Source organism: Sphingobium sp. WTD-1 (assembly GCF_030128825.1).
In the GTDB taxonomy this organism is placed as follows: Bacteria; Pseudomonadota; Alphaproteobacteria; order Sphingomonadales; family Sphingomonadaceae; genus Sphingobium.
This window is the reverse complement of sequence record NZ_CP119127.1, coordinates 2,324,473-2,349,531: the sequence shown is the minus strand read 5'-3', so window position 1 is coordinate 2,349,531 and position 25,059 is coordinate 2,324,473. Positions and strand designations below refer to the sequence as shown.

Below are 25,059 nucleotides of genomic sequence, written 5' to 3'. Positions count from 1 at the left end.
GAACACAGGATAGCCGAGCGACAATAATGTGCAATTATAATAGCCCGGCCTTCGCGCGAATAACTAAGCGCTCGCGGCCGACGTCTCGCACAGCGCCTTGAACTGGGCCATCATCTCGTCCCAGCCGGGATGGAAGCCCATTTCCTCATGCCGCGCCTTCGCCTCCGCGTCCCAGTGGCGCGCGGTCGCGGTGAAGCGGGTGCCGTCTCCCTCCGTTGCGAAGTCCCAGATCGCGGTCATGAACGGCACCTGCGGTATCCAGCCGGCGGCATAGGCATCGGTTGTCACCACCCGCGCACCCGGCACCACCTCCAGGAAAATGCCCTCCATCGGCCCGGTTTCCTCGCCATTCGGCCCGAACATCTGCACCGCGCTGCGGCCGCCGGGGCGCATATCCTCCTCGATCACCTCGGCGCGCCAGGGCTTGGGACAAAACCATTCGTCCTTCAGGTCGGTCCACACCTTCCAGCATATCTCGCGCGGCGCATCGATCAGGCAGGTGACCGACAGTTCATGCTCCGCCCCGCTCATGCCGCCTCTCCCAGGAACGCCGCGTGCATCGCGCCGCTGTCCAGCTTCTGCATCGTCATCATCGCCTGCATCATGCGGGCAATGCCGGCGCGGTCGCCCGTATGATAATTGTCCATGATCTGGCGCGTCACCAATTGCCAAGAGAGGCCATATTTGTCGGTCACCCAGCCGCACGGGCCGGCCGTGCCGCCATCACCGGTCAGCCGATCGAAATAGCCGTCCAGCTCGGCCTGATCCGCGCACGCCACCGACAGCGATATCGCCTCGTCAAAGCTGAATTGCGGCCCGCCGTTCAACGCCTGATAGCTTTGCCCGAACAGGCTGAACTCGACCAGCAGCACGCTCCCGCCCGGCAGCGGCGAAGGCGACGGATTGACCTCGGGATAATAGCTCACATGGTCGACCGATCCGCCGAAGACTGACGCATAATAATGCGCCGCTTCCTCGGCCTGGCCTTCGAACCACAGGCAGGGGGAAATCTTGTCCATCATCCCTCTCCCTTGCTGCCGACCAGCGCAAACATCGCGCCCTGCGGGTCGCTTGCCTGGATGATCCAGGCGCCACCCGGCACCTCGATCGGCCCCTGCAGCACGCTGCCGCCACCGGCCGTCACCCGCTCGACCGCCGCATCGATGTCGCCGACGGTGAAGTAGAACAGCCATAGCGGCACCGGCATCATCGGCGGCACCGGCATGATGCCGCCGGTCATACCCTCGAAATCGCTAGCGCCGGTCTGCGAGACAAGCTGGTAACTGCCCATCTCGCCCATATCCATGGCCTCGCCCTTCGACCAGCCGAGCTGCCCGGTATAGAAGGCCAGATCCTTGTCGAAATCGCCGGCATATAGCTCGTGCCAGCCGACATGGCCCGGCGCCATTGGCGGCGGCGCATCCATCCCCTCGGGGCTCGATCCCTTAAGCAGCATGAACACCGCGCCGCCCGGATCGGCCATCACCGCAAAGCGGCCGACGCCCGGAATATCCTCGGGCGGCCGCTTCACGCTGCCGCCGGCATCGGTCAGCCTTTTGGTATCCGCGTCGACATCGGCCGACCCGACATAGCCGCCCCACCAGGGCGTCATGCCGCACTCCTTCGCCTCGGCCGGGATAGCCATCACCCCGCCCAGCGGCCCGGCGCTGCCGGAAATCACCTGATAAGGGCCGTCGGGCAGGTCGCCGCCAAACGGCTCTGCCGTCCAGCCGACGACATCGCCATAAAAGGCCAGCGCCGCCGCGGGATCGCTGGTCATCAGTTCATACCAGAAGAATTTGCCGCTAAGGTCGGTCATCGTCTTTCTCCGGAATGCGATATTGGGAAAGGTCAGGCGGTCGCGTCGACCAGCACCTCGAACCCGCCATAGATCAGCCGCGCGCCGATGAAGGGCATGTCCTCGCCCTCCTTGGGCTGCATGCGCTCGTCCTTCATCACCTTTTCCGCGCCGGCATCGCGGGTCGCCTTGTCGGGCCATTCGATCCAGGAGAAGACGACTTCCTCATCATCCTCGGCAATCACGGCGGTGCGGAAATCATTGACCTTGCCGGGCTTGATGTCGTTGGCCCAGCATTCGACCACGCGCAGCGCGCCATATTCGATGAAGATCGGCGCGGCATAGGCGGCGACCTCCCTGTAGCGTTCCTTGTTGCCCTTGGGCACCGGGATCACGAACCCGTCCATATAGCTCATCGTCTCTCTCCTTGTGCAAGGTCGTCGACATCAGGCGTCGGCAATTTCTCCCTGGTTCGCGGCCATTGCGGCGGCGACATCCATCCACATCACTTCCCAGATATGGCCGTCCAGATCGGCAAAATTGCGGCCATACATGAAGCCATGATCCTGCTTGGGGTTCGGCTCGGTCCCGCCAGCCGCCAGCGCCCTGTCCACCGTCGCGTCCACCGCGTCCCGGCTCGTCTCGCTCAAACACAGCAGCACCTGTGCAGTTTCATGGGCATTGGGGATCTTGCGCGGAGTAAAACCGGCGAACCGCGCATGGGTCAGCAGCATCGCGTGGATCGTCTCGGAAAAACTGATCATCTGCGCGCTGTCATCGGCGAAATCATTGTTCCGCACGGCGCCGACCGCTTCATAGAAGGCAATCGCGGCGGGCAGGTCGGTGACGGGCAGGTTGACGAAGATCATCTTCGGCGCGGGCGCATCGGCCATCGTCTCTCTCCTCATGCTTTCATGGCGGCGCGCACCTTGGCTTTGAGTCGCCGACTTGAACTTTGTGCGCTCGAAGATTATATTATGCAACAGACAAGTTAGAAAAGATAACCAATGAGTCCCACCTCCCGCAAACGCGCCTATCAGGATGGCTGTGCCACCGCCCATGCGCTCGATCTGATCGGCGATCGCTGGGCGATGCCGATCATGCGGGAATTGCTGCTCGGCCCCAAGCGCTTCACCGACCTGCGCGCCAGCCTGCCCGGAATCAGCGCCAATGTGCTGACCCAGCGGCTGGAGGAACTGGAAGCGGCCAGCATCCTGGTCCGCCGCCGCCTGCCCCCGCCCGCCGCCAGCCAGATTTACGAGTTGACCGAATGGGGCCGCGAGTCGGAAATATTGTTCATGGTGCTGGGCCGCTGGGCCTGCCGATCACCGACGATGCAGCCGGGCATGCCGATGAGCCAGGTATCGGTGGTGATGTCGATGCGCACGATGATCGATCGCGCCGCAATCGGCGATCTCGAAGCGACCATCGGCTTCCGCTTCGGTGAGGAGGAATTTCGCGCCACGCTCCATGACGGCGATTTCACCATCGACCGGGGCGAAGCGGCCGGCGCCGATCTGATCTTCACCGGCGATCAGAATGCTCTCGCCGCGATCGTCTATGGCGGCCAGTCCTTCGCCGCGATGGCCCCGGCCCTGCAAATGGAGGGCGACCGGGCGCTGGCGGAGCGGTTCGTCCGCCTCTTCCCGCTGCCGCCCAAGGCGCCCTCAACCGTCAGCTAGGCGACCGTCAGCCCGGCGACGCCAGCTTCATCATGACAAGACCGGAGAGGATCAGCGCCGCCGCCGCCAGCCGCGCCGGGCTGATCGCTTCGCCCAGGAAGGCGACGCCAACGGCAAAGGCGCCCAGCGCGCCGATCCCGGTCCAGATCATATAGGCGGTGCCCAGCGGCAGGCTGCGCATCGCCAGCGACAACAGGCCGAAACTGGCGATCATCGCGCCAAGGGTGATGAGGCTCGGCACCAGCCGGGTGAAACCATGCGACTGCTTCATCGCAAAGGCCCAGACGATTTCCAGCAATCCGGCAAAAAACAGGGCAATCCAAGCCATGATGGCGCTCCTTCAAGAGGGGCGCCGGGCCGTCCCGGACTTGAAACCCGCATGGCGGGGGAGGACGTGGCCTCGCTTGACGAAGCGTGAGATAGTCCTCCCCCATGCAGGAGGCAAGCTTTGCGGGCGTCAATGCGCCCCGTTCAGCATCCCAAACACCTGGTCGAACTCGCCGCGCCGGGTCGCCTCGCTCAGGAACTTCACCCGCTCGACATGGATCTCGGCCGGGGTCGGCTCCTGCCGCAACAGGCCCATCGTCTCGCTGATGAAATCGGCGAGCGGCATCATCTGCGGATTTTCGGCGTGGCCGGGCATCAGGTCGGTCTGCACGCCCGGCGGCACGATCTCCACCACATCGACGCCCGTGCCCTTGAGCTGCTCGCGCATCGCCAGCGACCAGCCATGGATCGCCGCCTTGGTCGCGCTGTAGGTCGGCGTCGCCGCCAGCGGGACGAAGGCCAGGCCCGACGACACGGTCAGGATCGTCGCGCTCTTCTGCGCCAGCAGATGCGGCAGCAGCGCATGGGTCAGGCGGATCGGGCCGAGCAGATTGGTGGCCACCGTCGCCTCGGCGATGGCGAGGTCGATCCTGTCCTCCGCCACCATGATCCCGGCATTCAGCAGCACCGCGTCGAGCGCCGGGAAATCGGCGACCAGCTTGTCGGCGAAGGCCGCGATCGCCGCCGGATCTTCCATGTCGATCACCATCGACGCCATGCCGGGGTGCGCCGCGACCACTTCGTCGAGCGCCGCCTGCCGCCGCCCGGCGATGATGACCTGGTTGCCCGCTGCGTGAAATTCATGCGCCAGCGCCGCGCCGATGCCCGAACCGCCGCCGGTGATGAGGATGGTGTTGCCGGAATTTTTCATGGGGAAAGCTCCTTAGTCTGGTGGCTTGCCCATCAATTTAAGCCTATACTCTCTTTTGGAAAGAAGGCACCGCAAAGTGCCATAGGCACCCAAAGGTAAGAAATGGCAAATCCTCTGGAATCCCGCTTCGCCACCGCTGAAATAGCGGCCGCCGAGCAGTATCTCGACCATGATCCGCCGGCCGAACTCGATCCACGGGTGGAGCGACTCGTCAACGAACTGATCGGCCGGGTGGCCGACAAATGGACGATGCTGATCCTGGAATTGCTGGAGGAGCGCGGCACGCTGCGCTTTACCGAGATCGGCCGCGCGGTCGAGGGGATCAGCCAGAAGATGCTGACCCAGACGCTGCGCCAGATGGAGCGTGACGGCCTGCTCACCCGCACCGTCCATCCGGTCGTACCGCCGCGCGTCGACTATGCCCTTACCCCGCTCGGCAACAGCCTCAGCGCCGCCTTCTGCGGCGTATGGGTCTGGGCCGAACGCAATCTCGCCACGGTCGAGGACGCCCGCGCCCGCTTCGACGCGCGCGACGCCTGACCGACGATCAGCTTTCGGGCGGAGCGGGAACCGGCTGCAACGGCAATTTGGGCGCCTGCACCTGCGGCTGGGTCGGCACCACCGGCGGCGGCGCGCTCGGCGTTCCCGGAACAGCCGGAGTCGGCGCAGAAGGAGCCGGAGCAGCAGGCGCGGGCGCAGAAGCCGGCGCATTTGGCAGGATCATGTCCGACGGCCGCTGCATTGGCGTGGCCGGCACCTGCCCCATCGGCGCGGGCGCGGTCGGCGCAGGCGGTTCATGGTCGTTCAGATCATCGCCGCCGACCGGGCCGACCAGCCTGACCGTCGCGCCGAAGCGCTTGCGCCATTCCTCCAGCCGCCGCAGATAATCCTCATATTCCGCCCAGAAATCGCGGAAGGGCTGTTCCAGCTCGTCCAGCGCCTTGGGCGCATAGGCGGCCAGCGCCTCGGGCGTCAGCCCGTTGATGATCGTCATCGTCGCCACCGCCTTCTGGCAGAAGGCCTTCTGCGCCGGCGGCAGGGCGAAGAAATTATAGACCAGCGTGTTCAGCACTTCGCGCATGCGGATCGCGCTGCTGCCGTAACGCTGCTGATAGCTGACCTCCAGCGTGTCGTTGGCGCGCTTCAGCGACGCGCCATGCACGGTCAGCATCTGGTTGTACAATATCCGCGTCTGACCATTCGTCTCGGGACAGCCCAGCGCCGCGACGTTCAGCCCCATGCGCACATGCCACAGCGCCTGGTCGCCCTGGGAATCGCGATTGGGGGTGATGAACTTCCCGGCCTCGTCCTTGTCCGGCGGCACCATGTCGGGCGCGGAATTGCGCGGCGGGGTCGGCATCACCGTCGGCACCACCGCCGGAGGCGGCGTCGGTACCTGCTTCACCGGCGTCGCACAGGCCGCGAGCGCCAGCAGGGCAGCCAGCGACAGACGGGCAAACAAAGGGCGAGGCAAGAACATCCACTACTCCGACGATCTGGCCCGACCAACATGCCGGGCATTTCCACCGGAGGAAATATGCTTAATGCGCGGCCGGTAACGGCCCCGCTCATGGTTCACGACTGAACCCCCGCCCGGCTGCTGTTAAAAGCGCGCTATCCCAATTGGTTGCAATGCAACAAGCCGGGAATGGCGAAAAGGCCGGAAAAAGCCGATTTTTCTCAGTCAGCGCGCGCCAGCAACCGGGGCAGCGTCCCTTTCGGCGCGATCACGCCATCATCGGCGATCAGGTCCGCCCGGCTCAGCCTCGCCTCCAGCACCACCGGCGCCGATGATGCCGGCGCCATCGCCAGTGCCCGCCCCGAACGCCAGGCCGCCAGGTCGGTCTGATAGCGGGCATAGGCATCGAAGAAGTCGGTGAAGGGCTTTTCCAACGCCGCCAGCCCAGCCGGCGCATAGGCCTGCAACTGGTCCGTCGGCAGGCTGTTGACGGCCGCCCCCACCCGCACCGCCTCCGCGCAGAAACCCGCCTGCGCCGGCGGCAGGGCAAAGAAATTATAGACCACGGTGTTCAGCCGTTCGCGCTGCGCGATCGCCGCCCCGCCGAACTGCGCCTTATATTCCCCCTCCACCTGCGCATTGGCCCGCGTCAGCGCCGTCCGGTGCCGAACCAGCATCTGGTTATATTGCAACCGCGCAGCGTCGCCGCTCCCCTGGCAGGACAGGGCCGCCACATTCAGCGCCATGCGCATATGCCACAGCGTCGCCGGCCCGCTCAGGTCGCGGTTGGGCGTCACGCGCTGACCATCGGCGCCGATCGGCGGTATCTGCATAGTGGCCGTCGCGCCCAGCGGCGGCAGTGGCTGGGGCACGGGCTGGAGTTGCGCAGGCGGCGGCGGCGCGACCGCCACCTCCCGCTGCCCGGCGCAGCCCGACAGCAGCGCCATCCCGCCCAGCGGGTACAATAGCAGGTGACGGATCGAGGCAAGCATGAACGGTCTCCGGCAAATCTGATGCCGGAAACCATGCCCGATATTGGTTAAAAGCCGATAAAGCCTGTTTTCCGGGCAGCAGGGATCAGGCCGCGCGGCGTTCCAGCGCCGTGGCGGCCTGCGCCATCAGTTCGGCGATGATGTCGGCGACCGGCTCTTCCTTGGTCACCATGCCGACCGACTGGCCCGCCATCAGCGATCCGCCCTCGACATCGCCGTCGATCACCGCCTTGCGCAGCGCGCCGGCCCAATAATGCTCGATCTGCAACTGCGCTTCGCCCATGTCGACTGCGCCGCTGTCCAGCAGGTTGGCGACTTCGCGCTGCTTCGCGGTGAAGGCTTCGGTGCCGGCATTCTTGAGCGCGCGCACCGGGATCACCGGCAGGCGCGGGTCGATCTGCACGCTGGCGATCGCATCGCGCGCCGACGCACGGAAGAAGGCCTTCTTGAATGCGGGGTGGGCGATGCTCTCGCTCGCGCAGGCAAAGCGCGTGCCGAGTTGGACGCCGGCCGCACCCATTTCCAGATAGGCGGCGATCGCCTCGCCCCGGCCGATGCCGCCGGCCACGAACACCGGAACCTGCTGCGCCATTTCGGGCAGGATTTCCTGCGCCAGCACGCTGGTCGCGACCGGGCCGATATGGCCGCCCGCTTCCATGCCCTCGACCACCAGCGCATCGACGCCCGACCGCACCAGCTTCTTCGCCAGCGCCAGCGCGGGCGCGAAACAGATCAGCTTGGCGCCATTGGCCTTGATCGCCTCGATGCTGCCCTTGGGCGGCAGGCCGCCGGCCAGCACGACATGGCTCACGTCATGCTTGGCGCACACCGCGATCAGGTCGAACAGCTGCGGATGCATGGTGATCAGGTTCACGCCGAACGGCTTGTCGGTCAGCGCCCTGGTCGCCGCGATTTCCGCGTCCAGCAATTCGGGCGACATCGCGCCACAGGCAATCACGCCGAACCCGCCGGCATTCGAGATCGCCGACACCAGATGGCGCTCACTGACCCAGCTCATCGCCCCGCACAGGATCGCGCTCTCGCAGCCGAGAAATTCGGTGCCGCGGGCCATCAGGGAAGCGAGTTTGGCAGTGGTCATCGTCATATCCTACAACATAAAAAAGCCCCTCCCTTTCAAGGGAGGGGTTGGGGTGGGTAGCGAGCGAAGCGAGCTTCCTCCCTTTCCACCAAGGCAGGCAGCGATTGCTGACGCAATCGCACCCACCCCCATGCCCCTCCCTAGAAGGGAGGGGAGTATGTCTGTCAAGCCGCCGGGGCGTCGAGGCCGTAAGCGGTATGCAGCACGCGCACCGCCAGTTCGGTCTCGTCCTCGTCGATCAGCACCGAAACCTTGATCTCGCTGGTGGAGATCGCCTCGATGTTGATGCCGCGTTCGGCCAGCGTCTTGAACATGGTGGCGGCGACGCCGGCATGGCTGCGCATGCCCACGCCCACGACGCTGATCTTGGCGACTTCGGTGTCGGTGATGATCCGGCGGAAGCCGATCGCGTCCTTGTTCGCTTCCAGGATGTCGACGCTGCGGGCGAGGTCCGCGCGCGGGACGGTGAAGGTGACGTCGGTCTCTTCATTGTCCTTGCTGTCATTCTGGATGATCATGTCGACGTTGATCGCCGCATCGGCCAGCGGGGTGAAGATGCTGGCCACCGCGCCCGGCTTGTCGGGCACGCGGGTGACGATGATCTTCGCCTCATTCTTGTCATGGGCGATGCCGGTGATGAGCTGACGTTCCATCTTGGTTTCCTTGAGCTTGGCTTCCAGTTCCTCGTCGCTCACGATCAGCGTGCCGGGGAGGTCGTCCTGGGTGGGATCATCGAAGGAGGAAAGCACCTGCACGACCACGCCTTCCTTCATGGCGAGGCCGACCGAGCGGGTCTGCAGCACCTTGGCGCCGACCGAGGCCAGCTCCAGCATTTCCTCATAGGTGACGAGGTCGAGCTTGCGGGCACGCGCCACGATGCGCGGGTCGGTGGTGTAGACGCCGTCGACGTCGGTATAGATGTCGCAGCGATCGGCCTTGACCGCCGCGGCCACCGCGACCGCCGACGTGTCCGAACCGCCACGGCCCAGCGTCGACACCCGGCCATCGTCCATCATGCCCTGGAAACCGGGGATGACGGCGACCTGGCCGGACTGCATCGCCGCGATCAGCGCGTCGGTCTCGATCGTGCTGATGCGCGCCTTGGCATGGGCCTCGATCGTGCGGATCGGCAATTGCCAGCCCAGCCAGCTGCGCGCGTCCACGCCGATCGCCTTGAGCGTCATCGCCAGCAGGCCGCTGGTGACCTGCTCGCCCGCCGCCACGACGACATCATATTCGGCCGGGTCGTAAAGCGCCGAGGCTTCCTTGCAGAAGCCGACCAGGCGATCGGTCTCGCCGGCCATGGCCGACACCACGACCGCCACTTCATGCCCCTGGTCGACGACATGTTTGACGCGCGCGGCCACGTTGCGAATTCGCTCCATCCCCGCCATGGAGGTGCCGCCGAATTTCATCACGATGCGCGCCATTTGTGTGCCGAACCTGTCTATAGTTGTGAAACAAAATGTCCCAAAGGGGCAAAACGGCTGCCCTATTAGCAGCCGCGACGGATATGGCAAGCAATCCCGCCATCCGCTCGCTCACCTTGCCGCTGCCCGCGCATCTACATGCCCCGCCTTCAAAGACATAGCTATGACAGCATGGCACATTGGCCTTCCCGCCGCCCGCTGCTAGAACCGCCGCACGGGTGCTTCGCCACCCAGCAAGACCCAAGGTGCATGATGACTGAGACGACCGCGACGATCGACCCGAAGGAAGCCGCCCATTTCGGCACCATGGCCGCCGACTGGTGGGATCCCAAGGGGTCGAGCGCGATGCTGCACAAGCTGAACCCGGTCCGCCTCGCCTATATCCGCGCCGCGATCGACCGGCATTGGAACAGCGACGATCATGGCTTCCGTCCGCTCAGCGGCAAGCGCGCGCTCGATGTCGGCTGCGGCGCCGGCCTGCTGGCCGAACCGCTCGCCCGCCTCGGCGCCAGCGTCACCGGCCTCGACGCGGCGCCCGAAAATATCGCCGTCGCTGTCGCCCATGCACAGGGCCAGGGCCTCGGCATCGACTATCGCGCCACCCCCGTGGAGCAGGTCGCCGATACCGGCTATGACCTCGTCACCTCGATGGAAGTGATCGAACATGTCGCCGATCCCGCCGCCTTCGTCCGCGCGCTCGCGGCCAAACTCGCGCCCGACGGATTGATGATCCTGTCCACCCCCAACCGCACGCCGATGTCGCGCCTCGCCATGATCACCATCGGCGAAAGCATCGGCGGCATTCCCAAGGGCACGCATGACTGGGCCAAGTTCATCACCCCCGATGAACTGACCGCCCTGCTCGAAGACGCCGGCCTGGAAGTCACCGACAGCAGTGGCCTTGCCTTAGATCCGGCGCGCGGCTTCACCCTGTCAGCCAACACAGCGATCAACTATCTGCTGACGGCGCGGCACAAGGGCTGAACAGGGACGGACTTTCGCAACGATCAGGCATCCCACTGCATCAGGAGATTGGGACATGACCGACGCTCCCGACAGGATCGACGCCTATATCGCCGCCCAGGCCGATTTCGCCCGCCCCATCCTCACCCATATCCGCGCGCTGATGCATGCCGCCTCGCCCGACATCGGCGAAGCGGTCAAATGGGGCATGCCCTTCTTCACCTACAGGAACCAGAATCTCGCCAACATGGCCGCCTTCAAGGGCCATGCCGCTTTCGGCTTTTGGCATGACAAGGTCGGACGCGAGGGCAGCAGCGACGACGCCATGGGCCAGTTCGGCCGCCTCACCGCCCTTGCCGACCTCCCCTCCGATGCCGACATCGCCGGCCTGATCGCGCAAGCCATGGCCCTGATCGACGCCGGCGATCGCCCACGCACCGGCCCCAAACCGCCCAAAGCGCCTTTGCCCGTCCATCCCGCCTTCGCGACCGCCATAGCCGCCGATCCGGCCGCCGCCGCCATCTGGGCCGCCTTCCCGCCCGGCAAGATCCGCGACTATTGCGAGTGGATCAATGAGGCCAGGACCGACGCCACCCGCGACAAGCGCATCGCCCAGGCCGTCGACTGGATTGGCGAGGGCAAGGGCCGCAACTGGAAATATGAGAGAAAATAGGCGAACTGCCCTCCCCCTTTATCCGGTCCACAGACGCACATGAAAAAGGGGCGGAAAAATCCGCCCCTCCCCTTCCTGTATCGACGAAGCCAATTTTCAGGCTCCAGCCCCGATCACATCGTGATCTTGGCACCGGCATACATATACCGGCCGACATAGCTGATCGGATAGTTGGCCGATGCGATCGAGGGCTGCTGATCGAACAGATTGTTGGCACCGACATAGAGGCGGAACTTCTCATCAATGTCATAGGCGACATAAATGTCGTGCTGCCACTTTTCCTTGTACCACTTATACTTGTCTTCCGACAGGTCGGGGTTCGCCGCCAGCTGCTCGATCGTATAGCGGCGGGTTTTGCTGAACCAGCTGACGCCATAGTTGACGGTCAGCTTGTCCAGCTTCCAGGTGATGTCCCCGGTCGCGTTCCACTTGGGATAATAGGCTTCCTCCCGATCCACATCGACCGTGGCGCCAGGGGTCGGGATGAATTCCAGCTTGTCGAGATAGCCGCCAACCAGCGAGATTGCGAACGATCCGGCCTTCGCCGTGTCAAAGCCGTAGTTCAGCTTGAAGTCCGCACCGGCGGTACGGAAATTGGCCACATTCTGCGGCTGGACATACCAGCTGTCGATATAGCCGGTGCCCGATGCACGGGTGATATTGCCACAGAAGACATTGTCCAGCGTCGGCTGGTCAACGCAGAGTTCGGCCACTTCCTCGGCGGTCGCGGTGTTGACCGCATTCTTCAGCTTGATGTCATACCAGTCGAAGGACGCGATCAGGCCGGGAATGAAGCTGGGACGCAGCACGACACCGGCCGTCCAGGTCCGCGCCGTTTCCTCCTTCAGGTTGCGATTGCCGCCGGTGAAGCCGGGCAGGCTGACCGTCGCCGTCGGGTCATTCTCCGGATTGAAGGCGGCGATCTGTCCGGGCGTCAGCCCCGCCGCCGTCAGCGCCGCCTGACAGTTGGCCGCACGATATTGCGTACCTTCGTTGATGAAGACCGGGTCGCACGGATCGCTGATGAAGTCATAGCTGCCATTGCGGGGCGCGAACAGTTCGGTGATGTTGGGCGCCCGCACCGCTTCGGACCAGGTTCCGCGGAAGCTGATGTCCTTGATCGGCGCATAGGTGGCGTCCACCTTCCAGGTCGTGGTCTTGCCGATGGTCGAATAATCCGACAGGCGGATCGCCGCGCCGAAATTCAGGGCATAGGCGAAGGGCACTTCCTTCAGCACCGGCACCGACAATTCGCCGAACACTTCCTTCACGTCGAAACTGCCCGATTCCGGCAATTGCAGCGAAAAGTCGGCCAGGGCGCCCTGCTGCAACAGATCGTCGGGTACGAAGCTGCTCTTTTCCTTGCGATATTCGCCGCCGATCGCGAATCCGATCGGGCCGCCGGGCAGTTCGAAAAATTGCCCGAAATCGCCGGAGATCGATCCGGACACGACATGCTGCTGGATCTTGGCGCGGTTCATGATGTCGGCATTGACCCAGTCGAGCGCCGCCTGGCTGGGCGAACCATTGCCCAGCAGGTTGATCGGCCGGCATCCGCTGCCGGAACCGGGCGTGAAGGTGGTGGCCGGCCCGTCAAAATTGTCCGGGTTGATGTTGCCGGTCGGGTCCAGATCGGACCGGCAGACGATATTGCCCGTCACCGGATCGCGCACCGCGTCGATCGCAGCCCAGTAACGGTCGGCGATGCGATAGTCGGTCAGCAGCACTTTCGACTTGGTCTGGCCGAAAGTGTAAGACAGTTCATAATGGGCATGGTCGGAAATCGCGCCCTCGAAACCACCGACAAAGCGCATGGTTTCGCGGTCATTCTTCTCGCCGCGCACGCCCATGTCGAAATTGTCGCGCGACACCAGCGCGCCATCGGGCGCCAGCCCGCCGAACCGGTCCTGCAGATAGGCATTGTCCGGCGACAAATAGGTGAAGAAGTCGAACGATGGCTGCGACAGCGTGCTCGTCTTGTTCTTCACATATTTGGCTTCGAAGAAGAATTTTACTGCGTCGCTGAAATCATAATGCGACAGCAGGTTGATGTTATGCACACGGTTATAGGCCTGCAGGTCGCCCTGATAGCCGGCCAGCGGGGTGCTGTCGCCGCCCTGGGTCAGCCCGCCCGACGAGGGCAGCAACGTGCCGCGGTCATAGACGCCGCCTTCGCCCGTGAAGTCGGGGATACCGTCGAAATCCACGTCGATCGCGCCGCCCAGCGAACTGTCCGCATAGCGCAGATTGTTGAACGGCAGGCGATCGGGTACATTGGGATCATCCGGGAAATCCCCCGGATTGCGCACGATGCCATAGGTATAGAGCGGATTGCCGGTCCGCTTGCGGTCAAAGCTGCTCAGCCGGTCCTGCTCGCGAAATTCGTAGGACAGGGCAATATTGCCGCGGCCGTCGCTGAAATTCTTGCCATAGGTCAGCGATCCATAGCGCTGGCCCGAATCCCCGCGGCTGGAAATGCCGATCTGGCCGCTGGCCTTGAGCCCCTCGAAATTCCGCTTCAGACGGAAATTGACCACGCCCGACACGCCATCGGCACCATAGATGGCCGACGCGCCGCCGGTCAGGATGTCCACGCCCTCGATCAGGTCTTCGGGGATCGTGTTGACGTCGACGGCGGCCGTGCCCGACAGGCTCGCCACATGGCGGCGGCCATTGACCAGCGTCAGCGTGCGATTCTCGCCCAGCCCCCGCAGGTTCAGCAACTGCACGCCGACAGCGCCGAAGCTGGCGTTGGAGCCGGACGTCTGCGCCCCGCCAAAGGACGAGATCAGCGCCGGATTCTGGCGGAGCGTATCAATGATCTGGACATTGCCCGCCTGCTCCAGCGTCTCGGCGCTCACCGTCACCAGCGGGTTGGCCATGTTGTAATCGCTGCGCTGGATGCGGCTGCCGGTCACGATGATCGCATCGCTGTCATCCGTCGTGGCCGCTTCCTGCGCCATGACCGGCACCGCCCAGATGGTCGACAGCGCGCTTGCCGCCAAAAGCGTCCGCGCAATATTGGTGCGTGTGAACATGCTGATCCCCATTTTTTCCTCCACCCTCAACGGGCGTCATGGAGAGAAAAAATCCCGGCCAGCCGTGCCAAGTCAATGAAACTTCGATGGATGCTTCACAAACGTAGCGCTTTTATTGCGGGCTGTAACATCATGGCAACATAGCAATTTCGCGCTATTTCAGTCATCGCCACTGCGTTTTCCTATTGCCCGACCGCCTCCGCCCGCGCCACCAGCGCCCGCGCCTCGTCGACATGCATCGCCTCGATCATCCGCCCCTCGAAGCGTTCGGCCCCGCCGGTCGCCGCCTCGATCAGCCGGCGCGCGTCGGCCACCGCCTGCGCATCCGGGCCAAACGCCTGGTTCGCCACCGGCACCTGCCCCGGATGGATCAGCGTCTTGCCGTCAAAGCCGAAGCCATGGCCCTCGGCGCATTCCGCCTCCAGCCCCGCTTCATCATCCAGCCGGTTGAACACGCCGTCGAACACCGCGATGCCCGCCGCCCGCGCCGCCAGCACCACGCTCTGCAGCACATGGGCCAGCCCGTCGCGCCCGGCCGACGGCGGTATCGCCAGATCCTTGCGCAAATCATTGGTGCCCACGAACAAAGCGGCACAGCCCTCGCCCGCCGCGATTCCCGGCGCCGCCAGCACGCCCTTCGCGCTCTCGATCATCGCGATCACCGGCTTCTGCGCGACGGAATAGACATCCTTCACCTGCTTGGCATTCTCGACCTTGGGCAGCACCACATAGTCGACCGCGGTGCGCTTGAGCGCCACCATCTCTGGCCCGTGCGACGGCATCCCCTCGACATTGATCCGCACCGCCATCAGCCGCCCGCCAAAGCCCTCGCCCACGGCCTCCACCGCCGCGTCCAGCGCCGCCGCCTTGTCCGCGTCGGGCACCGCATCCTCCAGGTCCAGGATCACCATGTCGCACGCCAGTGTGCGCGCCTTAGCCACCGCGCGCGGATTGGACGCAGGTAGGAACAACAGGGATCGGGCGTGGCGCAACTGCATCTTATGTCTCTCCATCACTTTGCCTTTTCCCGTTAACGAAGAACCGCCATAGTGATCCCCTTCTCTGGGGAGGACATATGGTGACGACCTTCGCACTCACGGTCACGTTTCTGGTGCTCTTCTACCTGGCGGTCAGCGTCAAGGTGGTGCGGCAGGGCTATCAATATACCATCGAACGTTTCGGCCGCTTTACCGAGGTGGCGAAGCCCGGCCTCAATTTCTACCCCGCCTTCTTCTACGCCGTCGGTCGCAAGATCAACATGATGGAGCAGGTCGTCGACATTCCGGGGCAGGAGATCATCACCAAGGATAATGCCATGGTGTCGGTCGACGGCGTGGTCTTCTTCCAGGTGCTCGACGCCGCCAAGGCCGCCTATGAAGTGTCCGAACTCTATGTCGCCATCATGCAGCTCGCCACCACCAATTTGCGCACCGTGATGGGCTCGATGGACCTGGACGAGACCCTGTCGAAGCGCGACGAGATCAACGCCCGCCTCCTCTCCGTGGTGGATCACGCCACCAACGCCTGGGGCATCAAGATCACCCGCGTGGAACTCAAGGACATCCGCCCGCCCGCCGACATCGTCAATGCCATGGGCCGGCAGATGAAGGCGGAGCGCGAGAAGCGCGCCAACATATTGGAGGCCGAGGGCCTCAAAAGCAGCGAGATCCTGCGCGCCGAGGGCCAGAAACAGTCGCAGATCCTGGAAGCCGAAGGCCGCCGCGAAGCCGCCTTCCGCGATGCCGAGGCGCGCGAGCGCGAGGCGGAAGCCGAAGCCAAGGCGACCCAGATGGTGTCGGACGCGATCGCGGCCGGCAATCCGCAGGCGCTCAACTATTTCATCGCCCAGAAATATACCGACGCGGTGCAGCAGTTCGCCACCTCGCCCAATGCCAAGACCATCCTCTTCCCGGTCGAGGCGACCCAGCTCATCGGCACGCTCGGCGGCATCGGCCAGCTCGCCAAGGAAGCGCTGGGCGACACCCCCACCCCGCCCGCGCCCCCCGCCGCGTCCCGCCGGGGACCGTTCGGCCAGACCCAGGGCTGAAGGGGAGAGCGATGCGCGGTCATCGGGCAGCACTGCCCAGCCAAGCCGGCCGGGCCGCCACACACCCCATCACCATCCTGCGCGCCCAAAGAGCCACCATCACCCCGAAGCGCCCACCACCTCCGTTCGCTTCGAGCCCTTCGACTGCCTGCCTGCGGTCAAAAGCAGGCACGCGACTGCTTTTGACGCTCAGGATAAACTTCATCCGCCATGCGGATGAAGTCGAGAAGCCCGCAGCGCAACGCCCACCCCAAAAACCGTTCGCCCTGAGCTTGTCGAAGGGTTCGGCCGAACGAAGTGAGGCCTTCGCTCCGCTCAGGCGAGGGCTTCGACAAGCTCAGCCCGAACGGACGAGAGGTCCCGCGCCGAAAATCCGTTATTCCCGCGAAAGCGGGTCGAAGAGAGGCCCGCGCCTCTCTTCGACATCTCTCAACCGCCGTCCAAGCACGACATCTCCTGAGATGGATCCCCGCCTCCACGGGGATGACGCAAAAACACCCCACCCCACCAACCACAGGACCACCCCATGACCGACTGGCTCACCCTGCTCCAGGATCATTGGGCCTGGCTGGTCTTCGCCGCGCTGCTGGCGATTGCAGAGGTGCTGATCCCCGGCGTCTTCCTGATCTGGATCGCGATCGCCGCCGCCATCACCGGCCTCGCCGCGCTGGCGCTGCCGATCACCATTCCGCTGCAACTGCTGATCTTCGCCGCGCTCTGCGTCGTCTCGGTCTGGGCCGGGCGGCGCTGGTATGTGGACAATCCGGTGCCCTCGACCGACCCCAATCTCAACGACCGCACCGCCCGCCTGATCGGCGAATTGGTGACAGTCGTAGAGCCGATCCGCGGCGGCGAAGGCCGGGTCAAGGTCGGCGACAGCGTCTGGACCGCCCGCGGCCCGGACAGCGAAGCGGGCACACGGGTCCGCGTGACGGGCGCCGAGGGGGCGGTGCTGTGGGTGGAGGGCACATGACCCCACGCGAGCCTCATCGAACCGCCGTCATCCCGACTCCTTCGACAGGCTCAGGACAGGCTTGATCCGGGATCCATTCAGCACTCGCCCGCGATCCTAGCGCCACGCGCGCACCACAACGAACGGAGCGACCGCTCCCTCAGGCCAAATGCCGCCCCGTATCCTGCCGCCCATGCAGGACACGGACAATGGCCAGATGATCGCCCCCGTTGCGATAATAGATCATGTGCGATCCCGCTGAGGCCTTGCGATAGCCGGGCCGCACATCGACCGGCAGCCCCGGCCGTCGCCCATCCGCCAATGCCAGGCAGACATCGCGGATCGCGTCGATATAGAGATCGGCCTGATCCACGCCCCAGGTCGCCGCGCTATAATCCCAGATGTCGGACAGCTCGGCCTGCGCCGCCGGCGTAAAAAGCAGCCGTTTCACCGCCCCGCCCGCGTCAGCCGCCCCGCTTCGCCGCCTTGAACGCCTCGAAATCAAACGGCGTCGCTGCGCCCGACTCCTCCCCGGCGATCAGCGCCGCCTGCAACGCCTGCACCTGCGCCTCACGCTCTTCCAGCAGACGCAGCCCCGCCCGCACGACATCGCTGGCCGATCCATAGCGACCGGTCTGCACCTGATCGCTGATGAAGCGGGTAAAATGATCGCCGATCGTCACCGATGTGTTGCGCGCCATCGCCGCACCTTCCTGTTGCAGAGCGAGGCGAGGATATACCAAAAAATATTACAGCTCAATGAGAGGGCTGCAGGAAGGGCTTTGCGCCCCTTGCAGTCATTCAAGCCACTAAATTCTTGCCTGAGAAGCGGCCGATTGTTCAGGTATGTGCTATCGGCGCCAAAAATAAGTTGGTCGCATAGTTGACTGACGTTGCTCCACGAGCATGAAACATGTGCACCTACTGTTAGCAAAGCGGAAAGATCAAGGATGACGACTGAAAGTGAATCCGACCACATCCTCTTTCTCAGTCGCGAACTTCTGGATGACATTGAACTGCAAAGGCTTGAGGCAGACAAACTGTTACTGAAGTGCTCCCGTCTTGCGAGGCTATCTGGCACGGATGAGATCAAGCAGTGGATCAAGCTGGAGATGGAAGGGTACAGCGGCAGCAAGGAGCTATCGGATCACTACATGAGCCGGACCGGCCGTTGGACCAATTTCGCTGAAAGAAAGGGGTACTGGGGACCGCTGGCGCAAATTGAAGAAAACATTCGCGTCCAGAAGCTACGTATCGATGTCAGCAAAGTTGAAAGCCTCTCCGGTGACGGCCTGATCGGTGCTATGAGGATGAACCGGGATGCACAACAGGCGCTCGCCAACGGTATTTCGTCGATGGTCGCCATACGGTCCCGCGTCCTGAACATGCTGCACACGTTTGTAGCTGGCGTTTATTATGAGCGACAGTTTGCCAAGGTAGCGGAGAGCACTTTCGAGCAATATAAAAAGGACGTCGATGCGCTGATTGCAGCTCACGCTGGGGACGTGCTTGAGAAGTTACCATCGGTTGTTGCCCGCCTACAGGAAGGCAACGACGAAGCCGTCAGTCAGGCTCTGACAACATGCCGCCGCATTATCGATAGTTTTGCGGACGCGATCTTCCCACCTCAGGCGGGTACCTATAATCTTGGCGGCAACGATCTTAGCCTAGATGCAAATAAGCATCAGAATCGTATTAATGTATATGTAGCTGAGCGCACAGATAGCAAATCTCGACGAACTCGCATCCGTCAGAACCTGTCTAATCTTTACGACAGAGTCTCAACGGGTGTTCACACCGACGTGACTGCAGAGGAAGCTTTTAGCCTGTTCCTGAACGTATACCTATTCTTAGGAGAGATTTTGCACTTGGGAGTAGCACGGGCGAAGAATTCGGCAATGGCGTAATACGTTGCCGAAAGGAGACGTTCCGAAATCGGCCATTCGGGCCAATGCTGTCCTACATCTCCCCCCGCATGATAGCCTCGCCGGCATGACCGACATGCCCCTTCTCCATTTCACCTCCGTCCCGATGCTGCGCCGGCGCGCGTCGGGCTGGTCGCCGGCCGCGCAGCGGGCCTTTATCGACATGCTGGCGCGCTGCGGCGTGGTGGCGCAGGCGGCGCGCAGCGTCGGCTGTTCGCCGCGCTCGGCCTATCAGCTGCGGCAGAAACAGGGGGCGGAGAGTTTTGCCGCCGCCTGGGACTGGGCGCTGGAGATGGGGCTGGACGCCGCCCGTGCCCAGGCGATCGCCCTGACCCGCTGCGCGCAGGTCCGCCCCGTCGTCCGGCGCGGCGTGGTGGTCGGCCATCGCCGCGCGCCCGACAATCGGGTAATGCTGGCGGCGATACGCACCATCTGTGCCGAGCGCAGCGGCGCCCGCGCCGCCATGCCCCATCGCCAGCGCATCGCCCTGCGCGATCTGGTCGCGGAACTCTCGATCAGCGCGCCAGAGATCGACCTTGGCAGCATCGCCCGATTATTATGATCTGTCGCGGGTAGGAAATAAGATGTCGAAATGTGCGGGAAATATGCGAAGTTAAGAGAGTGATTTCCAATCCGGCGCCCCGCCGGATGACTCGGAAATCGCGCCAGCCGCGTGAATTCCTACGGAGACCCAATCCCCATGACGACCTCCCGCCGCGATTTCCTCGTCGCCGGCTCCTCCGCCCTCGCTTTGTCCGCGCTCCCCGCCCGCGCCCTGGCGCAGGCAACGACAGCCGACGCCCGCGCCGAAGCCCTGCTCGCCGGCATGGCCGAGGCGATGCTGGTCGATGCGCCCGAAACCGCAAGCGGCCTTGGCCTCGACACCGGCGCCCGCGCCCCGCTCAAAGCGCGCCTTGGCGACAAGAGCCCGGCCGGCCAGGCGCGGATCGCCGCCCATGTGAAGGATCGGCTGACCCAGCTGCGCGCCGTCGATCTCGACGCCCTGTCGCCGGCCACCCGCACCGATGTGGAGGTGGTGCGCGCCGCCCATGAACTGGCCGACGCGGGCTTCGCCTTCCCCTTCGGCGACATGGCGATGATGAACAGCAACTGGTCCTATCGCAACGCGCCCTATGCCGTCGCGCAAAATACCGGCGCCTTCATCGAGACGCCCGATTTCCTCGACGCCAATCACGCCATCGCCACCCCGGCCGACGCCGACGCCTATCTCGAACGCCTTACCCAATATGCCGCCAATCTCGACGGCGAGACCGAGCGGCTGCGCCATGACGCCGGCATCGGCGTCGTCGCCCCCGCCTTCCTGCTCGACAAGACGCTGGGCCAGATGAAGGCGGTGCAGGGCCAGCCGATCGACCAGTGGGTGCCGGTCGCCTCGATCGCGCGCCGCACCAAAGACATGAAGGGCGATCATGCCGCCAAGGCAGCGCAGATCACCCGCACCGCCATCGCCCCCGCCCTCGCCCGCCAGGCCGCCGAACTCACCCGCCAGCGTGGCCTTGCCACCATGGATGCGGGCGTGTGGAAACTGCCGCAGGGCGAGGCCTTTTATGCCTGGGCACTCCAGGCCGGCACCACCACCACCATGTCGCCCGACGAAGTCCATGCGCTGGGCCAGGAACAGCTGAAAGCCCTCCAGTCGGAAATGGACCGGCTCTTGAAATCCCTCGGCATGACGAAGGGGACCGTGGGCGAGCGGATGACGGCGATGGGCAAGGATCCGCGCTACCTCTTCCCCAATGACGACAAGGGGCGCCAGCAGATCCTCTCCTATATCGACGGGCGCCTCGCCGACATCCGCACCCGCCTGCCCCGCGCCTTCGCGACTTTGGTGCCGGCCAGGCTGGTGGTGAAGCGGGTGCCGGTGGAGATCGAGGCCGGGGCGCCGGGCGCCTATGCCGGCGCGGGCACGATCGACGGCAGCGTGCCGGGCAATTATTATATCAACCTGCGCGATACCAGCATCTGGCCGCGCTATTCGCTGCCGACCCTTTGCTATCATGAGGGGATTCCGGGCCATATCTGGCAGGGCGAATATACCTACAAGCTGCCGCTGATCCGCTCGCTGCTCGCCTTCAACGCCTATTCGGAGGGTTGGGCGCTCTATGCCGAGCAGCTGGGCGACGAGCTGGGCGCCTATGATGGCGATGTCGCCGGGCGGCTGGGCTATCTCCAGTCGATCGCCTATCGCTGCTGCCGCCTGGTGGTCGACACCGGCCTCCATGCCAAGCGCTGGACCCGCGAACAGGCGATCCACTGGTTCGCCACCACCAACGGCTCCACGGTCGAGGATGTGCAGGGCGAGGTCGACCGTTATTGCGCCTGGCCGGGCCAGGCCTGCGGCTACAAGGTCGGCCATGGCGAAATCGTCCGCCTGCGGGCACAGGCGCAACAGGCGCTGGGCGACAAGTTCGACTTCCGCCTGTTCAACGACGCCGTGGTCAAGGGCGGCGGCGTGCCGATGACCGTGCTGGCGAAAAATGTCGACGCCTATGTCGCGGGCCGGAGGAGGGCGTAAAAGAACCGTTCGGGCTGAGCGAAGTCGAAGCCTTCTGCCGAACGCAGTGAAGCACCTCGCTCCGCTCGGCGCGTCCTTCGACTTCGCTCAGGACGAACGGACCTGACGCAACAAAAAAAGGCCGGAGGATCGCTCCCCCGGCCCTTTCCTATTCGTGTTCAGTCCGCTTCAACCGACAAAGGCTCTTTCAATCACGAACTGACCCGGCGCCGCATTGGAGCCTTCGGTGAAGCCTTGCTCCTCGAAATAGGCCGCGAACTGCTTGATCATCTCCATGCTGCCGCACATCATGATCCGGTCGGTCTCGGGGTCGAACTTGGCCGCGCCCGGAATCCCCTCGAACAGCTTGCCGCTCTCGACCAGCTTGTCGATGCGCTCATTGTTGGGGAATTCTTCCCGCGTCACGGTGGGCACATAATGGAACTGGCCGGCGGCCTGTTCCGACACCAGCGGGTCTTCGGCCCACTTGCCTTCCATCTCGTCGCGGAAGGCCAGATCGCTCACCCGGCGCACCGAATGGACCACCACGACCTGCTCGTAGAACTCATACACGTCCGGGTCGCGCGGCAGGCTCAGGAACGGCGCCAGACCGGTGCCGGTCGACAGCATGAACAGCCGCTTGCCCGGCAGCAGCGCGTCGGTCACCAGCGTGCCGGTCGGCTTGCGGCCGAGATAGATCTGGTCGCCCGGCTCGATCTTCTGCAGCTTGCTGGTCAGCGGACCGTCCTGCACCTTGATCGACAGGAATTCGATTTCCTCGTCCCAAGCCGGGCTGGCGATCGAGTAGGCGCGCAGCAGCGGCTTGCCATTGTCGCCCTTCAGGCCGATCATGATGAACTCGCCCGAGCGGAAGCGGAAGCTTGCCGGGCGGGTGATGCGGAAGCTGAACAGATGCTCGTTCCAGTGCTTCACCGACAGCACGGTTTCCACGGAAAGCGCGCCGGTGGGTTCCAGAACCGGCTTTTCGATCGTCACGTCGGTCAAGACCTTATCCTTGCATTTCGTCGGCGCCGCCATGATCGGGCGGCGCTAGTTGCGGATCATTCGCAATAATGGTGTAGTCCGCAAATGGCCCCACCGCATCGCGAAGGCAAGGCCAAAAAAACTTGGGGGCAACCAAGGGCCGGCTTTGCCGGCCCGCGCCGCAACCTGTTCAGCCGAACAGCCCCTTGGCCAGGCCACTCAGCTCATTGAGCGGATTGCCGTCGCCATCGCGGTCCAGGAAGCCGCCAAGCTGGCCCAATATCGCCTCCGGCCCGCCAAACTGACCCAGCAGCTGCTGCAGCGCATCGGCCGACACGCCATGCTCGGCTGCCGTCTCGGCCAGTGCCGACACGCTGGTCTCGCCGCTGCCGATCTTGGCGCCGATCTCGTTCAGCAGGCCCTGCATCTGTTCCGGCTCCAGCCCGACCTTCTGCGCGATCGCGTCCAGCCCGCCCAGATTGCCCATCAGATTGTCGAACATGCCCATGCTAATCTCCGCTGCCATGATAGGCGGGCAGCATAGCACCGCCGCGCCCCCGCCAAAAGCAAAAGAGCCGGAGCGTTCCCGCCCCGGCCCCTTCACTACACTGCTGCGCCCGATCAGGCGCCCATTCAGGCCGCCGTCAGCGCCGCGCTGCGCACGCCATCGTCGACATGCTCCTCGAACTGGGCGAAATTGTCGACAAAGGCCTTCACCAGCGTCGCCGCCGTCGCGTCATAGCCTTCCTTGTCCGCCCACATGGCGCGCGGGTCGAGGATCTGGCTGTCGACGCCATTCACTGCCACCGGCACCTCGAACCCGAAATTGGGATCGGTGCGGAATTCGGCGCTGTTCAGGCTGCCGTCGAGCGCGGCGTTGAGCAGCGCGCGCGTCACCTTGATCGGCATGCGCTTGATCCCCGGCATCGTCGCCTTGCCACCGGCCCAGCCGGTATTGACCAGCCAGCAGGTGACGCCGCCCTTGTTGATCCGCTCTTTCAGCAGATTGCCATAGACGCTGGGATGGCGCGGCATGAACGGTGCGCCGAAGCAGGTCGAGAAGGTCGCGGTCGGCTCGGTCACGCCGATCTCGGTGCCCGCGACGCGCGCGGTGTAACCGGACAGGAAGTGATACATCGCCTGTTCCGGGGTCAACCGCGCGATCGGCGGCAGAACGCCATAGGCGTCGGCGGTCAGGAAGATGATGTTCTTGGGCACCGGCCCCAGATTCTTCTCCGACGTGTTCGGAATGAAGTCGATCGGGTAGGAACCGCGGCTATTTTCCGCCAGCGAGTTGTCGTCCAGATCGATCTCGCGGTTTTCCTCGTCGATCACGACATTTTCCAGCACCGTGCCGAACCGCTTGGTGGTGGCGAAGATTTCCGGCTCGGCCTCGGCCGACAGGTTGATCATCTTGGCATAGCAGCCGCCCTCGAAATTGAAGACCGCCTGGTCCGACCAGCCATGCTCGTCATCGCCGATCAGGGTGCGGCTGGCATCCGCCGACAACGTCGTCTTGCCGGTGCCGCTCAGGCCGAAGAAGACGGCCGTGTCGCCATTCGGGCCGATATTGGCCGAACAGTGCATCGGCATCACGCCCTTGGTCGGCAGCAGATAATTGAGGATGCCGAACACCGACTTCTTCATCTCGCCGGCATAGCGGGTGCCGCCGATCAGGATCAGCTTCTCGGTGAAGTTGACCGCGATCACCGTCTCGCTGCGGCAGCCATGGCGCGCCGGATCGGCGACGAAGGTCGGCAGGTCGATGATGGTATATTCCGGCGCAAAGTCGGCCAGCGCCGCCGCCTCGGGCCGCACCAGCAGCGTGCGGATGAACAGGTTGTGCCAGGCAAACTCGTTGATGACGCGCACATTGACCCGATATTCGGGCTGCGACCCGCCATAGAGGTCGGCGACATAGAGCTTGTCCTTTTCGCCCAGCGCCTTGAAGAAATCCTCCTTCAGCGCGGCGAAATGCGCCGGCGTCATCGGCACATTGGTCTTGCCCCACCAGACCGTATCCTGGGTCTCGGTATCCTGGACGATGAATTTGTCGCTGGCGCTGCGGCCGGTATGCTTGCCGGTCTTGACGACCAGCGGGCCGTCCTTGGCCAAAATGCCCTCGCCATTGGCAAGCGCGGCCTCGACCAGCGGCGCGGTGCCGAGATTCCAAAACTGGGTGGCATGGGTGGAGATGCCCTGGTCGACCAGGGTGATTGAGGATTTGGCCTGCACGCCTTAGCTCCTGATGTAAAAAGTCCCTTAGTCGCTTGTCTTTTTATGCGACCGGCCCGTCCGGGAGCG

The 25,059-nt window shown here is 64.2% G+C and carries 27 protein-coding genes; 9 read left to right on the top strand and 18 right to left on the bottom strand.

Features of this window, described 5'->3' with window-relative positions:
* Nucleotides 1-63: 63 nt before the first annotated feature.
* The 5 genes from N6H05_RS11735 to N6H05_RS11715 are packed head-to-tail and all read right to left on the bottom strand — an operon-like array spanning nt 64 to nt 2,691.
* Complete coding sequence (locus N6H05_RS11735) at nt 64-531, bottom strand: SRPBCC domain-containing protein (RefSeq protein WP_284113998.1); 468 nt, start codon at nt 529-531, stop codon at nt 64-66.
* Nucleotides 528-1,019, bottom strand: coding sequence for a VOC family protein (locus N6H05_RS11730; RefSeq protein ID WP_349666225.1), 492 nt, complete (start codon nt 1,017-1,019; stop codon nt 528-530). The genes N6H05_RS11735 and N6H05_RS11730 overlap by 4 nt, the downstream gene beginning before the upstream one ends.
* Nucleotides 1,019-1,819: a VOC family protein gene (locus N6H05_RS11725; protein ID WP_284113996.1), complete on the bottom strand. Its 801-nt coding sequence runs from the start codon at nt 1,817-1,819 to the stop codon at nt 1,019-1,021. The genes N6H05_RS11730 and N6H05_RS11725 overlap by 1 nt, the downstream gene beginning before the upstream one ends.
* A 32-nt stretch (nt 1,820-1,851) precedes the next feature.
* Nucleotides 1,852-2,214 (bottom strand): DUF1428 domain-containing protein, encoded by a 363-nt coding sequence (locus tag N6H05_RS11720; RefSeq protein ID WP_284113995.1) that lies wholly within the window; start codon nt 2,212-2,214, stop codon nt 1,852-1,854.
* Between the two features lie 30 nt (nt 2,215-2,244).
* On the bottom strand, nt 2,245-2,691 hold the full coding sequence (locus N6H05_RS11715; RefSeq protein ID WP_284113994.1) for a VOC family protein: 447 nt from the start codon (nt 2,689-2,691) through the stop codon (nt 2,245-2,247).
* Nucleotides 2,692-2,805: 114 nt separating this feature from the next.
* On the opposite strand from N6H05_RS11715, the gene N6H05_RS11710 reads away from it, so the two are divergent.
* On the top strand, nt 2,806-3,480 hold the full coding sequence (locus N6H05_RS11710; RefSeq protein WP_284113993.1) for a winged helix-turn-helix transcriptional regulator: 675 nt from the start codon (nt 2,806-2,808) through the stop codon (nt 3,478-3,480).
* Between the two features lie 7 nt (nt 3,481-3,487).
* Here N6H05_RS11710 and N6H05_RS11705 read toward each other — a convergent pair whose 3' ends face one another.
* The gene (locus N6H05_RS11705; RefSeq protein ID WP_010337553.1) at nt 3,488-3,808 is read right to left on the bottom strand and encodes a DMT family transporter; all 321 of its coding nucleotides are present in this window, start codon (nt 3,806-3,808) and stop codon (nt 3,488-3,490) included.
* A 129-nt stretch (nt 3,809-3,937) separates the two neighbouring features.
* On the bottom strand, nt 3,938-4,678 hold the full coding sequence (locus tag N6H05_RS11700; RefSeq protein WP_284113992.1) for an SDR family oxidoreductase: 741 nt from the start codon (nt 4,676-4,678) through the stop codon (nt 3,938-3,940).
* Nucleotides 4,679-4,780: 102 nt separating this feature from the next.
* Here N6H05_RS11700 and N6H05_RS11695 point away from each other — a divergent pair, with 102 nt between their 5' ends.
* Nucleotides 4,781-5,218 (top strand): winged helix-turn-helix transcriptional regulator, encoded by a 438-nt coding sequence (locus N6H05_RS11695; protein WP_284113991.1) that lies wholly within the window; start codon nt 4,781-4,783, stop codon nt 5,216-5,218.
* Between the two features lie 7 nt (nt 5,219-5,225).
* On the opposite strand, the gene N6H05_RS11690 is transcribed toward N6H05_RS11695, so the two are convergent.
* From N6H05_RS11690 to N6H05_RS11675, 4 genes are all read right to left on the bottom strand, one after another.
* Nucleotides 5,226-6,158 carry a hypothetical protein gene (locus tag N6H05_RS11690; RefSeq protein ID WP_284113990.1) on the bottom strand — a complete coding sequence of 311 codons (933 nt, stop codon included), beginning with the start codon at nt 6,156-6,158 and terminating at the stop codon, nt 5,226-5,228.
* Nucleotides 6,159-6,358: 200 nt separating this feature from the next.
* Nucleotides 6,359-7,129 carry a hypothetical protein gene (locus N6H05_RS11685; RefSeq protein ID WP_284113989.1) on the bottom strand — a complete coding sequence of 257 codons (771 nt, stop codon included), beginning with the start codon at nt 7,127-7,129 and terminating at the stop codon, nt 6,359-6,361.
* Nucleotides 7,130-7,214: 85 nt separating this feature from the next.
* The gene (locus tag N6H05_RS11680) at nt 7,215-8,228 is read right to left on the bottom strand and encodes an NAD(P)H-dependent flavin oxidoreductase (RefSeq protein WP_125987424.1); all 1,014 of its coding nucleotides are present in this window, start codon (nt 8,226-8,228) and stop codon (nt 7,215-7,217) included.
* 164 nt (nt 8,229-8,392) lie between these two features.
* On the bottom strand, nt 8,393-9,658 hold the full coding sequence (locus N6H05_RS11675) for an aspartate kinase (protein WP_004208043.1): 1,266 nt from the start codon (nt 9,656-9,658) through the stop codon (nt 8,393-8,395).
* Nucleotides 9,659-9,907: 249 nt separating this feature from the next.
* On the opposite strand from N6H05_RS11675, the gene ubiG reads away from it, so the two are divergent.
* Nucleotides 9,908-10,642, top strand: a complete 735-nt coding sequence (ubiG, locus tag N6H05_RS11670) for a bifunctional 2-polyprenyl-6-hydroxyphenol methylase/3-demethylubiquinol 3-O-methyltransferase UbiG (RefSeq protein ID WP_284113988.1) — start codon at nt 9,908-9,910, stop codon at nt 10,640-10,642.
* Nucleotides 10,643-10,697: 55 nt separating this feature from the next.
* Entirely contained in the window at nt 10,698-11,294 is a 597-nt protein-coding gene (locus N6H05_RS11665) for a YdeI/OmpD-associated family protein (RefSeq protein WP_284113986.1), read from the top strand.
* Nucleotides 11,295-11,407: 113 nt separating this feature from the next.
* Here N6H05_RS11665 and N6H05_RS11660 read toward each other — a convergent pair whose 3' ends face one another.
* Entirely contained in the window at nt 11,408-14,332 is a 2,925-nt protein-coding gene (locus N6H05_RS11660; RefSeq protein WP_284113984.1) for a TonB-dependent receptor plug domain-containing protein, read from the bottom strand.
* A gap of 182 nt (nt 14,333-14,514) precedes the next feature.
* Nucleotides 14,515-15,330 carry an HpcH/HpaI aldolase/citrate lyase family protein gene (locus N6H05_RS11655; protein ID WP_284114216.1) on the bottom strand — a complete coding sequence of 272 codons (816 nt, stop codon included), beginning with the start codon at nt 15,328-15,330 and terminating at the stop codon, nt 14,515-14,517.
* Between the two features lie 77 nt (nt 15,331-15,407).
* Between N6H05_RS11655 and N6H05_RS11650 the strand changes: the two genes are divergently transcribed.
* Entirely contained in the window at nt 15,408-16,379 is a 972-nt protein-coding gene (locus N6H05_RS11650; protein WP_284113983.1) for an SPFH domain-containing protein, read from the top strand.
* A gap of 526 nt (nt 16,380-16,905) precedes the next feature.
* A complete protein-coding gene (locus N6H05_RS11645) occupies nt 16,906-17,352 on the top strand; it encodes an NfeD family protein (protein ID WP_284113982.1) in 447 nt (148 codons plus the stop codon).
* Between the two features lie 139 nt (nt 17,353-17,491).
* On the opposite strand, the gene N6H05_RS11640 is transcribed toward N6H05_RS11645, so the two are convergent.
* Entirely contained in the window at nt 17,492-17,782 is a 291-nt protein-coding gene (locus tag N6H05_RS11640) for a type II toxin-antitoxin system RelE/ParE family toxin (protein WP_284113981.1), read from the bottom strand.
* Between the two features lie 13 nt (nt 17,783-17,795).
* Complete coding sequence (locus tag N6H05_RS11635; protein WP_169860129.1) at nt 17,796-18,032, bottom strand: type II toxin-antitoxin system ParD family antitoxin; 237 nt, start codon at nt 18,030-18,032, stop codon at nt 17,796-17,798.
* Nucleotides 18,033-18,281: 249 nt separating this feature from the next.
* Between N6H05_RS11635 and N6H05_RS11630 the strand changes: the two genes are divergently transcribed.
* The 3 genes from N6H05_RS11630 to N6H05_RS11620 all read left to right on the top strand — a co-directional run bounded on the left by N6H05_RS11630 (nt 18,282) and on the right by N6H05_RS11620 (nt 21,792).
* Entirely contained in the window at nt 18,282-19,238 is a 957-nt protein-coding gene (locus N6H05_RS11630; RefSeq protein ID WP_284113979.1) for an AbiTii domain-containing protein, read from the top strand.
* Between the two features lie 85 nt (nt 19,239-19,323).
* Entirely contained in the window at nt 19,324-19,818 is a 495-nt protein-coding gene (locus N6H05_RS11625) for a hypothetical protein (protein ID WP_284113978.1), read from the top strand.
* Nucleotides 19,819-19,956: 138 nt separating this feature from the next.
* On the top strand, nt 19,957-21,792 hold the full coding sequence (locus tag N6H05_RS11620; RefSeq protein WP_284113977.1) for a DUF885 domain-containing protein: 1,836 nt from the start codon (nt 19,957-19,959) through the stop codon (nt 21,790-21,792).
* A 168-nt stretch (nt 21,793-21,960) separates the two neighbouring features.
* On the opposite strand, the gene N6H05_RS11615 is transcribed toward N6H05_RS11620, so the two are convergent.
* The 3 genes from N6H05_RS11615 to N6H05_RS11605 form a co-directional block, all read right to left on the bottom strand.
* A complete protein-coding gene (locus N6H05_RS11615) occupies nt 21,961-22,809 on the bottom strand; it encodes a ferredoxin--NADP reductase (protein ID WP_010335536.1) in 849 nt (282 codons plus the stop codon).
* A 136-nt stretch (nt 22,810-22,945) separates the two neighbouring features.
* The gene (locus N6H05_RS11610) at nt 22,946-23,263 is read right to left on the bottom strand and encodes a hypothetical protein (protein ID WP_284114215.1); all 318 of its coding nucleotides are present in this window, start codon (nt 23,261-23,263) and stop codon (nt 22,946-22,948) included.
* A gap of 125 nt (nt 23,264-23,388) precedes the next feature.
* Nucleotides 23,389-24,990, bottom strand: a complete 1,602-nt coding sequence (locus tag N6H05_RS11605) for a phosphoenolpyruvate carboxykinase (RefSeq protein WP_284113976.1) — start codon at nt 24,988-24,990, stop codon at nt 23,389-23,391.
* Between the last annotated feature and the right edge of the window lie 69 nt (nt 24,991-25,059).